At 37.8% G+C, this 13,050-nt stretch carries 12 protein-coding genes; 3 read left to right on the forward strand and 9 right to left on the reverse strand.

Annotation, left to right across the window (positions count from 1 at the left end; all coding sequences use genetic code 11):
* Positions 1-62 precede the first annotated feature (62 nt).
* The 3 genes from TL18_RS10425 to TL18_RS10435 are packed head-to-tail and all read left to right on the forward strand — an operon-like array spanning position 63 to position 2,366.
* A complete protein-coding gene (locus tag TL18_RS10425; RefSeq protein WP_067045249.1) occupies positions 63-1,433 on the forward strand; it encodes an MATE family efflux transporter in 1,371 nt (456 codons plus the stop codon).
* Positions 1,423-1,836, forward strand: a complete 414-nt coding sequence (locus tag TL18_RS10430; RefSeq protein ID WP_067045252.1) for a MarR family winged helix-turn-helix transcriptional regulator — start codon at positions 1,423-1,425, stop codon at positions 1,834-1,836. The genes TL18_RS10425 and TL18_RS10430 overlap by 11 nt, the downstream gene beginning before the upstream one ends.
* A complete protein-coding gene (locus TL18_RS10435; protein WP_067045255.1) occupies positions 1,833-2,366 on the forward strand; it encodes a nitroreductase in 534 nt (177 codons plus the stop codon). The genes TL18_RS10430 and TL18_RS10435 overlap by 4 nt, the downstream gene beginning before the upstream one ends.
* Before the next feature lie 14 nt (positions 2,367-2,380).
* Here TL18_RS10435 and TL18_RS10440 read toward each other — a convergent pair whose 3' ends face one another.
* The 9 genes from TL18_RS10440 to ilvD form a co-directional block, all read right to left on the reverse strand.
* Entirely contained in the window at positions 2,381-2,710 is a 330-nt protein-coding gene (locus TL18_RS10440; protein ID WP_067045258.1) for a hypothetical protein, read from the reverse strand.
* Positions 2,711-2,753: 43 nt separating this feature from the next.
* Positions 2,754-4,454 (reverse strand): arginine--tRNA ligase, encoded by a 1,701-nt coding sequence (gene argS, locus TL18_RS10445; protein ID WP_067045261.1) that lies wholly within the window; start codon positions 4,452-4,454, stop codon positions 2,754-2,756.
* Positions 4,455-4,473: 19 nt separating this feature from the next.
* Positions 4,474-4,896 carry a signal peptidase I gene (locus TL18_RS10450; RefSeq protein ID WP_067045264.1) on the reverse strand — a complete coding sequence of 141 codons (423 nt, stop codon included), beginning with the start codon at positions 4,894-4,896 and terminating at the stop codon, positions 4,474-4,476.
* Between the two features lie 9 nt (positions 4,897-4,905).
* Entirely contained in the window at positions 4,906-6,183 is a 1,278-nt protein-coding gene (hemL, locus tag TL18_RS10455) for a glutamate-1-semialdehyde 2,1-aminomutase (protein WP_067045267.1), read from the reverse strand.
* 10 nt (positions 6,184-6,193) lie between these two features.
* On the reverse strand, positions 6,194-6,823 hold the full coding sequence (locus tag TL18_RS10460) for a cobalt-precorrin-8 methylmutase (RefSeq protein ID WP_067045270.1): 630 nt from the start codon (positions 6,821-6,823) through the stop codon (positions 6,194-6,196).
* Positions 6,824-6,993: 170 nt separating this feature from the next.
* Positions 6,994-8,199 carry an aminoacetone oxidase family FAD-binding enzyme gene (locus TL18_RS10465; RefSeq protein WP_067045273.1) on the reverse strand — a complete coding sequence of 402 codons (1,206 nt, stop codon included), beginning with the start codon at positions 8,197-8,199 and terminating at the stop codon, positions 6,994-6,996.
* A 26-nt stretch (positions 8,200-8,225) separates the two neighbouring features.
* Positions 8,226-9,545: an aspartate--tRNA(Asn) ligase gene (gene aspS, locus TL18_RS10470; RefSeq protein WP_067045276.1), complete on the reverse strand. Its 1,320-nt coding sequence runs from the start codon at positions 9,543-9,545 to the stop codon at positions 8,226-8,228.
* Positions 9,546-9,941: 396 nt separating this feature from the next.
* Positions 9,942-11,213, reverse strand: coding sequence for a histidinol dehydrogenase (gene hisD / locus TL18_RS10475; protein WP_067045279.1), 1,272 nt, complete (start codon positions 11,211-11,213; stop codon positions 9,942-9,944).
* A gap of 7 nt (positions 11,214-11,220) precedes the next feature.
* Positions 11,221-12,870, reverse strand: a complete 1,650-nt coding sequence (gene ilvD, locus TL18_RS10480) for a dihydroxy-acid dehydratase (RefSeq protein ID WP_067045282.1) — start codon at positions 12,868-12,870, stop codon at positions 11,221-11,223.
* Positions 12,871-13,050 lie beyond the last annotated feature (180 nt).

A 13,050-nucleotide genomic window follows, 5' to 3' on the forward strand; every position in this document is an offset into this window, starting at 1 on the left:
TTTATATATTAACACTTGCATATACAAGAGTATAATTGCATATGCAAGAATGAGGTAAAATTATGGAAAAGAACGAGAATATTGAAATGATTACAGGAGACCCAAAAAATGCAATAAACAAGCTATCATTACCAATTATAGCAAGTATGTTTCTGATATTTGCAAACAACATTATTGACAGTATTTGGGTTGCAGGACTCGGTCCGGAACCATTAGCCGCACTCGGATACATTACACCGTTATTCATGATTTTAGTCGGTTTCGGAAACGGCCTTGGAGCCGGTGGTAATTCACTTATTTCAAGATATATTGGAGCTGAAGACAAACACTCAGCAAATAATGCTGCAATACACAATTTCATCCTAAGCTTTATCTTTTCGGTTTTTATCTCAATTGTCTTTCTTGCATTAATGGAACCCATGCTTAAAATGATGGGGGCAAGCAGCGTAATAAACTACGCAACAGATTACGGATTCATCATATTCGCCTGGACATTTGCAATATTAATGCCACCAATTGTAGGTGGAGCATTCAGAGCAGAAGGAGACATTAAGCGAGCCACATTGCCAATAGCTATTGCCGCCATCATCAACATGATTCTGGATCCGATATTCATCTACACACTGGGAATGGGAATTAAGGGAGCTGCATGGGCAACAGTAGCCGGCCCTCTTATAAGTCTGCTTGTAATGTTTTACTGGATTTTTGTCAAAAAGGACACATACCTTTCATATAACAGAAAAGACTTCCATAATAATCTTAAAATGTATAAGGACATTTTAGTTGTAGGTATTCCGGCCAGTTTGGAACAACTGGTGCTGTCAGTTTTAACAATATTTGTAAACTATATGCTCACCATCGTATCCGGACCAATAGCCGTGGCGGTTTATACAGCCGGTTGGAGAATAATAAACATAGGAATGCTTCCGGCAATAGGAGTAGGAACAGCAGCAATATCTGTGGCCGGAGTTGCCTACGGAGCAAGAAAATACGAAAACCTGAGAGTCACCGCTAGATATGCGGTTAAAGTAGCATTGGCGGCTTCAATAATTGTATGCATAATATTGAATGTGTTTGCAAATCAAATTGCATTCATTTTCTCATACTCAGAAAGCAGCGCCCAGTTGGCACCATTGATTGCAAGCTTCTTGCAGTTAATGTGTTTATTCATTTTATACGTTCCGTTTGGGGCCAGTGCGGGTAACGTATTCCAAGGGGTTGGAAAAGGAACTATATCATTTATATTAACAGCGTTTAGGGAATTCATACTCGTGTTGATATTCGCATATCTTTTAGGGTTCACATTCAATATGGGCGAATTTGGAATATACTGCGGAATGCTTCTTGGAGGAGGAATAGGTTCCCTCATATGTTATGCATGTATTGAGCTTTACATCAACAAATTAATAAGGAGTAGGGACAATGCCATTTGAAGATATCCCTACAGCTCCATTCATCTCAATAATCTACAGAGAGCATGCAAAATACATCAATGAAAATGTAAAGCAGGAGGAATTGAGTTTTGGCCTCCATCCGCTTTTAATTATAATATATAGAAACGATGGAATAAGTCAGGAGCAATTGGCTGAAGCGCTTCATTTAAATGAAAGTACAATTACAAGAAACCTCAAAAAGCTTGAAGACAAAGGACTGATTGAAAAGATTAAGGACAAAAGAAAAAAAATAATAAAAGTAACACCAAAGGGTGGAAACATTGCTCAAAAAGTGATGAATTACGACGCAATGTGGGATGAAAAGATTAAGGAAAATCTAACAGATGAAGAATACGATAACTTTTTAAAAATACTTAGAAAAATCAGCGAGGATTTAATATGAACCAAACAATAGAAGATTTGAAAACAAGAAGAAGTATCAGAAAATTCAAAGACGAACAAATCTCAGATGAAGATTTAAAAACCATTTTGGAAACAGGAACATATGCTCCAACAGGGCGTGGTGCACAATCTCCTAAAATTGTTGTAATTCAAAATCCCGAAACAATAAAAGAGTTTTCAGCATGGAACAGAAGTTTTTTCCCTGTTCCGGTTCCGGATGACATGGACCCCTTTTACGGTGCAAAAACCCTCTTAATCGTACTGGCCAACAGCGAATTTCCAACATATGTTGAAGATGGAGCAAGCGTACTAGCTGTGCTTGTAAATGCGGCACATGCAGTTGGAGTTGGGTCCTGCTGGATTCACAGAGCACGTGACGAATTTGCATCTGAAAAAGGAAAAGCCCTTTTAAAAGAGTGGGGAATTCCTGAAACCTACGAAGGAATAGGTCATGTGGTTTTAGGATATCCTGATATGGAAGCTCCAGAACCGCTGCCAAGAAAAGAGGATTACATCCACTATGTGGATTAATTTCCTTTAAAGAATCAATCCATCATCATTTTTAACTCATTGAAATTCAATTCAACGAATTCCTTATATTTAGGATTAGCCAATACCTTAAAATGCTTATCATTTGTCTTTTTATAAGCTTCACCCATAACAACCTGCAATTCATCAATATCTGTATTTAATACTCTTCTGATTTTATTTAAGTCTTCTTCGCTTGCTGAATTCAAATATGCGCGAATAGTGGATTCAAACTTTTTAGTCAGATTTTTTTTCTTTTTAGCCACGCCTTCAAATACAAATGCCGGCATCAATGAAAAAATACCTTGAAACTCCATAACGTCATCGACAGTAATTTCATTTCCCATAATATCCCTCTTAATATAAATTTAAGATGAGTTAATAACTCATCTACATTTTTTCAGGTGCAGCAACACCCAAAATATCTAAAGCATTTTTAATAGTTGTTTTAGCTCTATCAACTAAAATCAATCTAGTATCCTCCACATCAGAACCTATTACCTGTTCTGATTTGTAGAATTTGTTAAATGAACCGGCCAAATCATGACAGTATTGTGTGATATTGTGAACCCTTTTCTTATTTGCACAATCTTCAACAACCTGCGGGAATTTGGCTATCTGTCTTACAAGATCCTGTTCCACTTCATTAGGTGCCCAATCATCACTGACACTTAAAGAGCTGATGTCCTTGCCTGATTTTTCAAGTAATTTGCATGCTCTTGCATGTGCATACTGAATTGAAGCACATCCTCTCTCAAAGCTTAACGCTTCGTCCCATTTGAAAGTCAAGTGCTTTTCAGGGGATAGCTTGGCAATGAAAAATCTAATAGCTCCAACACCAATATCTTCAGCCATCGGTGCGATTTCCTCTTCAGTCAAATCAGGATTTCTTGATTTGATTTCATCATGAGCTCGTGAAACCGCCTCATCTATCAATTCATCAACAGAAACAAACTTGCCTCTTCTTGTAGACATTGAACCTTCCGGAAGTGTAATGAATTCATAAAAGATTACTTCAGGAGCTTTTTGCCTGAATATCTCTTCGAAGATTATTTTTATCTGTTTGGCAGCCAATTTATGGTCTGAACCTAAAACGTCAAGAACTGTATCACCTAAAGTAGCTTTATATTTGTGATAAGCCAAATCTCTTGTAGAGTAAAGTGATGTTCCATTGGATCTTCTTAAAACAAACTCCTTTTCAATATTGAAGTCTGTTAAATCAATGTACAACACCTCATTTTCCCTTGTAAATCCTTCTCTTGTAATGTAGTTTACAAGCTCATCGACTTCACCGTTCCTTACAAACTGGCCTTCCCATACGAAATCATCATGGGAAATGTTCATTCTCAAAAGAGATTCCTTCATTCCGGAAATGCACTTGGATACGACATCTTCAAAGACCTTATTCAATTCTTCATCATTGCCTTCTTCGTATTTTTGAATCAATTCGTCGACTTTTGCATTCAATGCATCGTCCTCTTCAACGGCCTTATTTGCATCAAAGTACAATTTTCCAATCTTGTGGTCGATTTTATCTCCTTCGTAATCGTCAATGTTCAAGCCGCATTCGGTTATTCCGCAAACGATGATGGCAATTTGCCTTCCCATATCATTTACATAATACTGAGTGATAACTTCCCTGCCGGCTAGCTTTAATAGTCTTGCAAGGGAATCTCCGAAAATGGAATTTCTAATGTGTCCAATGTGCAATGGTCCGTTTGGATTTGCTGAAGTGTGTTCCAATACAATCTTTTCACCATATGCAGGAAGCTTACCGTAATCCTCATCTACCTTATCTAAAAGCAGTTTAGAGAATTTGTCATAATCAATGAAAAAATTGACATAGGGCCCGAAATTTTGAACTTTGGTGAAAATTTCCGGGACTTCAATCTTTTCAACCAAGTCTTTTGCAACTTCCGGAGGGGAAGTCCTTAACTTTTTAGTAAGTGCAAAAGCAATGGTACTGGCCAAATCCCCTAATTCCGGATTAGGTGGAAATTCCAATTTAAAATTCCTGTCTATTTCCTCATCATATTGATCCAATGCCTTATTGATAGCATCAATCGCCTGTTTTTCAATTTCAAAATACATTAACTCACCTTAATAAAAATTATAACCCTCTTAACCAAAGGGAAAGATAACCTACTTTTGGAATAACGACTAAATTGTCACCTAATGTTACAACCTTTTCCCTGATCTGGCCTGCTGTAACGTAATACGGGTCAGGAGAATTATTATTGTCCCCTTTTATAACATACATCGTAGTTCCGTTAATATCTGTAATATTAATAACTCTATGAATTACAGGTTGTTCAAACCAAGCCGCATCATAAACAACTACATCGCCAATCTGAACATCATTGGGATCGAACTCATGAATCCCAATGAAATCCGCCTTTTCAACCAGGACAATGTCACCCCTATAAAATGCAGGCTCCATACTTCCTGAAACAACTACATTCAAATGTTGGGCGGCAACTAAAACTATTATTAGAATAACTGCATATGATGCTATTTCTTTCCAGTCCACCATGACCTCACCTTAAAATCTTCTTCTTTTTTTAAATGCCGCTTCCAAAGCGATTTCAATAGCTTCAGAAGTCTTCTGTAAATCTTCCATACTATGAGCGTTAGAAATGAAATTACACTCAAACTGGGAAGGCGGAATAAACACGCCTTGCTTTAACAATGATTTAAAGTATCTTAAGAATTGCTTTCTATCTGATTCCTGAGCATCGGCATAATCATAAACCGGTGCCGGATTGAAATAAATCTGAAACATTGATGCGAGTCCAACCGGCTGGATGTTATATCCTTCATCATCTATAATAGATTGAATATTGCTTCTAAGGAAGTTACCCTTTCTCTCCAATTCCTTATAGAATGCGTCATCCAATTGAGTCAAAGTAGAAATTCCCGCCTGGACAGATACCGGATTTCCTGAAAATGTACCTGCCTGATAAACCGGGCCGTTTGGAGCAATCAATTCCATTATTTCCTTTTTACCGCAAAATGCTCCCATCGGAAGGCCCCCTCCTACAATCTTACCAAGAGTGGTCAGGTCGGGAGTGACACCATAATACTGTTGAGCTCCACCTCTTGAAGCCCTGAATCCGGTGATGACTTCATCAAATATTAAAACGATATCGTTTTCTTCAGTTATTTTTCTTATGAATTCCAAAAATCCTGGTTTTGGTTCAATACAGCCAACATTACCCATAACAACTTCCATGATGATACAAGCAATGTTTTCTCCTTCTTTTTCTATCAATTCGGTTAAAGCCTCTTCATCGTTGAATGGAACAGACAAAGTATTTTTTGTGGTATCAACCGGGATGCCTGGAGAATCCGGCAAAGTTGCTGCACCGGAACCGCCTTTCACCAATACATAGTCATGGGCTCCATGATAAGCTCCTTCAAATTTAACTATCTTATCCCTGCCGGTAAAACCACGTGCCAATCTGATTGCACTCATAGTAGCTTCAGTACCACTATTACAAAACCTTACCATTTCAGCAGCAGGAATCCGATCAACAACTTCTTTTGCAAGAGTAATCTCATTTTCTGTTGGAGTACCATATGCGGTTCCAATAGTCAATTGATTAGAAACTTCCCTTACAACTTTAGGATCAGCATGCCCCAATATTAATGGACCATAAGCTAAACAATAGTCAATATATGTTTGTCCATCTACATCAGTGAGCTTTGAACCACCAGCGCTTTTAACAAAAAACGGATATGGTTTAAAAGCACGGACAGGAGAATTTACTCCACCGGGAAAATAATTTTTAGATTCATTGAACAGTTCTTCGGAATACATTTTATCACACTTATAAATGTTGGATTAATGAATTTACGCAAGCAACAGCAATTGGTGTACCGCCTTTAGGTCCTTCAACAATAATATTCGGAATGTTTGAATTATGCAGAGCCTCTTTTGAATCAGCCGCTCCGACAAAACCAACAGGAACACCTACAATAGCTTTAAGATTCATTTCACCTTTTTGATATAAATCCATTGCTTCAAAAACAGCAGTCGGAGCATTACCAGAAACGACTATACCTTCAAAGTCATTTTGAGCTGCGAAACGCATTGCAGCTGCCGCTCTTGTAATTTGATGCTCTTTAGCTATTTTTACAACTTCTTCGTTTTTGATATAACACTCAACTTCCCCTTCATATCTTGTAATTCCATATTTAACCATGTTAATGTCTGTTAAAATGGTTTCTTTATTTCTAAGGGACGCCATAGCTGCATCTACAAAATCATTACTCATTTTGACTAATTTTGCATATTCAGGATCGGCAGTTGAGTGAACAATTCTCTCAACGATGTCTCTTTCTATAGGTTTTAAATCTTTGACATCATCACCAATAAGGCCACGGATAATCTCTCTGCTTTTATTTGCAATATCCAAACCTTGTTTAGTTGATGCACCCATGAACATTTTGTCTGTCATAAACTACTTTTTGAATTAAATATATGTTAAATATTTTGTTATATTAGGAAAATTTTTCATATTTTACCTTAAAAAAAAAAATTGTAACATAAGTTATTGCCTTGGAATTGAAAAAAAAGTACTAAAAATTTTTAACTTTGCAGAAGTTCTGTTAACTCAGTATCCAAAAATCATTTTTCACTAGCTGAAAGCCCAGCCAAATAACCGGTTGAAAAAGCAATTTTCAGATTATATCCTCCGGTAGGCCCATGCAAATCCAGGACTTCCCCTGCAAAATAAAGGTTTGGTGTTAATGATGATTCCATTGTTTTTGGATTTACATCATCCAAATTGATTCCACCGATTGTAACTTTAGCCAGATTCTTATTGAAAGCTGTGATTTCAAATGTAAACCTTTTTAAGTTTTCAATCAATCTGTTTTTGCTTTTCTTATCAATCCTTGACAGCTGGGTTTCGCCGTCAATGTTTATTTCATCCAAAAAGAAATCAATGAAATTGCTTGTCAGGAATAGTCTCAAGTAATTCTTAACCATGGTTTTCCCCTTAGCCTGAAAATCTATTGTAAATTTATCCTGTAGATTTTCACGTGTGAAATCCGGACATAGATCAATAGCTATTTCAACATCAATTTCGGGATTGTCGTTTTCCAATAGGTTGTAATTTATATCTTCAGATATTTCATTGCTCAAATTAATAATTCCCGGCCCAGTCAGACCAACATGTGAGAACAAAACATTCCCTTTTGTTTTTGATTTCCCATAGCTTGCAATAACATCGTATAATGTAATTCCTGCAATATCCGATAAATCCTTTTTAGTGATTAAAGGAACAAGACCATACCTGATATCAGTCAATGGGTGGGATGTAAGGGTATAGTTTTCAATACTACAGCCGGTTTGCGGGTATGTTGCACCACCTGTTGCAATTATAATTTTACCTGCCTTGATTTCATCATTGATTATGAAATTTTCTACAATAGATTTAACTTCAAAGTCATACCTTATAGTAACATCATCCAAATAATCAATTAAAATGTTTAGGATATCACTGGATTTCTCGGTTTCTGGAAAAATCCTATTGTCATCCTCTTCAATGAAGGATAAACCTTTCTCTTCAAAAAACGAAAGAAGCTTTTCATTGGTAAGCGTGTAAAAAGAGTGTTTTAAAAAGTTTTTTTGAGGATAGAAATTCAATAGCTTTTTTATTGGCTTTCGGTTGGTGATATTGCACCTTCCGCCACCGGTCATCAAGAGCTTGCGTCCTAATTTAGGGTTTTTTTCAAGCAATACAACTTTTGAGGAATTCCTACTTGCGGCAATTGCAGCCATCATTCCCGCCGGTCCGCCGCCAATAACAGCTATATCATATTCTTCCATATTATCTTAAAAAAAAAGAAAAGAGATTAAGGGGTTAATCTGTGTCTGTCCCTTGGGAAGAGTACACATTCACGGATGTTTTCAGATCCGGTTAGCACCATGGTCAACCTGTCTGCACCAAGACCCCAACCTGCGTGAGGAGGCATACCGTATTCAAACGCTTTGAGATAGCTTCCAAATCCTGCAGGGTTCAAGCCTCTTTCTTCGATTTGTTTTACAAGCAAGTCATATTGGTGAACACGGGTTGCACCTGAAGACAACTCCAAGTTGTTGTACATCAAATCGAATGCGTGAGAGTATTTTTCATCCCCTTCTTTAGGCATTACATAGAACGGTTTGATTTCGGTCGGCCATTCAGTCAAGAAGTAGAATCCTCCCATAGTGTCTCCTAATGCCTTTTCAGCTTCACGGGACAAGTCTTCTCCCCATTGCATTTCAACGTCACGGGAGTTTACAATGTCAACCGCTTCATCATAAGTAACAACCGGGAAATCTCCACTAGGCACTTCGAGTTCATGACCTAAAATGTCCAATTCATCAGCGCAGTTTTCATTTATGTCCTTCAATACTTGAATAAGCATGTCATTTAGGATTTTCATTACATCAACATCTTCCATGAATGACGCTTCTGCATCGATGGAAACCGCTTCGTTCAAGTGTCTTAAGGTATCGTGCTCTTCTGCTCTGAAAATCTGGCCGATTTCAAATACCTTATCCATTCCAGCTCCCATCATCATTTGTTTGTATAATTGAGGGGATTGGCCTAAGAATGCTTCTTTTTCAAAGTAAGTAATTGGGAATAATTCTGTTCCTCCTTCAGTAGCGGATGCTACAAGTTTAGGAGTGTTAATTTCATAAAATCCGTTGTCATAGAAGAAATCTCTGATAGTATGGAACATTTGACCTTTGATTTTGAAAATTGCTGAAACGTTTTCTTTTCTGATATCAAGGAATCTTGAATCTAATCTTGTGTCGATTCCAGCCTGAACCTTTTCGGTAGGATCCATTGGTAAAGGCTGATTAGCTAAGTTTAATACTCTGATTTCTTTAGGAATAATTTCAACACCATTTGGTGCTTTTGGAGCTTCCTGTACTGCACCTTTAATGGCAACAACTGATTCTTTTCTAAATGATCTTAAATCTTCTAATATTTCTGCTTCTACTTTTTTACTTGGAGCTGTAATTTGAACTCTGCCGGTTACATCTCTGATGATTACAAAGATGATACCACCCAAATCACGGATTTCATGTACCCAACCCATGATTGTGACATCGCTTCCTGCAATTTCAGGTGTAGCGTCTTTTGCATAGTGAGTTCTTCTCCAATCGTTTAATAAACCTTGCAAATTATTCACCTCGAGGTCTGTAAAAATTAATGAATTTTAAAAGTGAAAATTAAATAATACTTTTAAAAGAAGTGTTGTCTAAGTTTATGGAAATCCCTATAAACTACCGAAAGATTAGACAACTGTTTATTACCTAATTTCTTTTTTTGTATAGAAAGTACAGAATATGAAAAACATATTCTTGAATATAATATTATAGAAACATAATATATAAAGTTAACTAAACTATGTGAATCTTCTTTTATTTTAAAAAATAAGCATTAAAAATGGTCTAAAATAAAGTTGAGATGAGTAACTCAAAAATTCAGGCTTGCGGGCCTTGAAAAATCACGAACCCACATTGCAAAAATAGAGAATTGATGTTAAATAAAAAAAATAATAGTTAATGATTAACTATTATTCCAAACGTTTTTTAAAGGAATTTGCATGGGCAAAGAATCCTTCATATTCGGCAATAGGAACTGAAGTTTTGGACAATTCCTTTAACCCTTCTTTTGTAATTCTTTGAACAGTCGGCTTTTTGATGAACGCTTCTGTTGACAGGCCGGAATACATCTTTGCCCCACCGCCAGTAGGAAGTACATGGTTAGTTCCGGATCCATAGTCTCCTGCCGCAACCGGTGAGTATGCGCCCAAGAATATTGAGCCTGCATTGTTGACGTGTGATAATGTTTCATCATCATCTGCAGTGGATATGATTAAATGTTCAGGAGCATATTCATTTGTAACATGAATCGCCTCTTCAAATGTGTCAGTGATAATGATTTTTCCACTTTTTGATAATGATTCCTCAATGATTTCACGTCTTGGAGCAATTTCAGTAAGTTCCTTTACAAATTCATCAGTTTTGATTGCTAAATCCTGTGAATCGGTTACTAAAAAGCATGATGCATTAGGGTCATGCTCTGCCTGTGCCAAGATGTCTGTTGCCAAAAATTCAGGGTTTGCAGTTTCATCCGCCAGAATCAACACTTCGGACGGGCCTGCCGGAAACTCGATATCTACTTGACCATAGACCAACTTCTTGGCAGCTGTAACGAATATGTTTCCCGGACCGACAATCTTTTCGACACATGGAATTGATTCTGTTCCATATGCAAGTCCGGCTATTGCCTGAGCTCCTCCGACCTTATAAATTTCATCGGCTCCTGCAATGTCAGCTGCAACAAGAATCGCATCAAGGATTTTGCCATCCTTTTGAGGAGGTGTAACACATACGACCTTTTCAACACCTGCGATTTTTGCAGGTATTACAGTCATCAGTATTGATGAAGGATAAGCCGCCCTTCCTCCAGGGATGTAGCAGCCTGCAGAGTTGATTGGCCTTACAATCTGGCCTGCAACAATGCCAGGGTTTACTTCGATTTCCCATTCTGATGGAATTTGCTTTTTATGGAATTTTTCAATGTTCGCCGCAGCCTGTCTTAAGGCAACAAGCAATTCATCATCCAAGGTATCGTAGGCCTCTTTGATCTCATCTTCAGAGACTTTCAGATTTTCTATTGTAACACCGTCAAATTTCTCTGTATATTGCCTAATTGCGCTGTCCTTGTTTATTCGAACATTATCTAAAATCTCGGAAACTGTGCCTAAAACATTGTTAACATCCTGTTCTGAACGCTTAACGGTTTCATCCAAATCAATTTCAGAGTATTTTAATATTTCCATTATAACACTACCTTAGAATAGCGCCGGTGTCAGCTGAATGAACCAATTTCTGATATATCGCCAGCCATCCGTCCACATCGCTTTCTGGATGTTTGACCTCTTTTAATCTGGCTTCGATTTCTTCATCGGACAATTCAACATTGATGAATCTGTTTTCGATGTCTATTTCAATGATGTCACCGTTTTGGATTGCAGCAATCGGACCGTCCTCTCTTGCTTCAGGTGATACGTGTCCTATGCAAGGTCCTCTGGTTCCTCCGGAGAATCTTCCATCGGTTATCAAACCTACGTCCTTGATGTTCATTCCAGCAAGGGCAGAGGTAGGATTCAACATTTCGCGCATTCCAGGACCTCCTTTCGGTCCTTCATATCTGATTACAACAATGTCGCCCTCTTCAATTTCATGGTCAAAGATTGCCTTTGTGACATCTTCCTCTGAGTCATATACCTTTGCAGGTCCTTTGAGATGCATCAGGTGGTCTGCAACTGCACCTTTTTTGACTACACTGCCGTTAGGTGCCAAATTACCTTTAAGTATTGCAATACCTCCGTCTTCATGAACCGGATTGTCAAGGGTATGAATAACATCGGTGTTTTTGTTTTCAACATTTTCCAGGTTTTCCCTGATTGTTTTTCCGGTGACTGTTAACTGGTCTGTATCGATTTTGTCACCTAAGGTCTTAAGCACTGCCTGGATACCTCCTGCAAGATGTAAATCCATCATTGAATCTTCCCCGGCTGGGGAAATGAGTGCAATGTGGGGCACGTTTCTTGAAATCTCATCAAACAATTCCAAATTCACATCGACACCTTCGACTTCACTTGCCAAAGCAGGTATGTGCAATGCTGTATTTGATGATCCGCCCAATGCCATGTCGACTGCAATGGCATTGTTGAATGCTTCCTGAGTCATGATATCGGAAGGCTTGATGTCATCTTCAACAAGCTTTATAATCTGTTTGCCTGATTCATATGCAATTTCGTCATTCTCCTTAGTTCTTGCATGGGTTGTTGCACATGTCGGAAGTGATAATCCCAATGTTTCTGTTATGCATGCCATTGTATTTGCTGTAAAGAGCCCGGAACAGCTTCCGGCTCCAGGACAGGCGCATTTTTCAAGCTCATAAACCTCTTCTTCAGACATTGTTCCTGCAGAATATGAGCCGACCGCTTCAAAAACAGTGATTAAGTCAGCAGGCTTACCCTTATAGGAACCGGCAGCCATCGGTCCGCCTGTAACAACGATTGACGGAACATTTACTCTTGCTGCACCCATTATCATTCCCGGAACAATTTTGTCACAGCTTGGAATCAATACCAATCCATCGAAAGCGTGGCCTTTTGTCATGCTTTCCACTGTTGCTGCAATGATTTCCCTTGAAGGCAGGGAATATTTCATGCCCTCATGGTTCATGCTGATTCCATCACAGATTGCCATTGTATCAAATTCGAATGGAATACCTCCGGCAGCAATGATTCCTTCCTTTACGAATTCCACAAGATCTCTTAAATGGATGTGACCCGGCACAATGTCTGTAAAACTGTTTGCTATACCGATGAAAGGTTTTTTAAAATCTTCATCGTCAAGACCACAGGCCCTTAAAAGTGACCTATGTGGTGCTCTTTGAATTCCTTTTTTTACACTATCACTTTTCATTTAATCACACAATTTAATCAAATCAGTATTATATATTTCATTAATAACTTTTATAATGTTTGAAAATTTTGAAATTATAAAATTTAGTAAGAGTAATGTATATGATTAAGATTGCTTTTGAAAGATAGTGCTGACGGATCAATTTATTTCAATATAACCTTCATGAAAATAATGGTTAAA

The sequence above is a fragment of the Methanobrevibacter sp. YE315 genome (assembly GCF_001548675.1).
GTDB lineage: Archaea > Methanobacteriota > Methanobacteria > Methanobacteriales > Methanobacteriaceae > Methanocatella.

Excerpts from the sequence above, each read along its gene's own strand:
- TL18_RS10425 (WP_067045249.1), top strand. The coding sequence starts at position 63 with ATGGAAAAGAACGAGAATATTGAAATGATTACAGGAGACCCAAAAAAT.
- TL18_RS10430 (WP_067045252.1), top strand. The coding sequence starts at position 1,423 with ATGCCATTTGAAGATATCCCTACAGCTCCATTCATCTCAATAATCTAC.
- TL18_RS10435 (WP_067045255.1), top strand. The coding sequence starts at position 1,833 with ATGAACCAAACAATAGAAGATTTGAAAACAAGAAGAAGTATCAGAAAA.
- TL18_RS10440 (WP_067045258.1), bottom strand. The coding sequence starts at position 2,710 with ATGGGAAATGAAATTACTGTCGATGACGTTATGGAGTTTCAAGGTATT.
- argS (WP_067045261.1), bottom strand. The coding sequence starts at position 4,454 with ATGTATTTTGAAATTGAAAAACAGGCGATTGATGCTATCAATAAGGCA.
- TL18_RS10450 (WP_067045264.1), bottom strand. The coding sequence starts at position 4,896 with ATGGTGGACTGGAAAGAAATAGCATCATATGCAGTTATTCTAATAATA.
- hemL (WP_067045267.1), bottom strand. The coding sequence starts at position 6,183 with ATGTATTCCGAAGAACTGTTCAATGAATCTAAAAATTATTTTCCCGGT.
- TL18_RS10460 (WP_067045270.1), bottom strand. The coding sequence starts at position 6,823 with ATGACAGACAAAATGTTCATGGGTGCATCAACTAAACAAGGTTTGGAT.
- TL18_RS10465 (WP_067045273.1), bottom strand. The coding sequence starts at position 8,199 with ATGGAAGAATATGATATAGCTGTTATTGGCGGCGGACCGGCGGGAATG.
- hisD (WP_067045279.1), bottom strand. The coding sequence starts at position 11,213 with ATGGAAATATTAAAATACTCTGAAATTGATTTGGATGAAACCGTTAAG.
- ilvD (WP_067045282.1), bottom strand. The coding sequence starts at position 12,870 with ATGAAAAGTGATAGTGTAAAAAAAGGAATTCAAAGAGCACCACATAGG.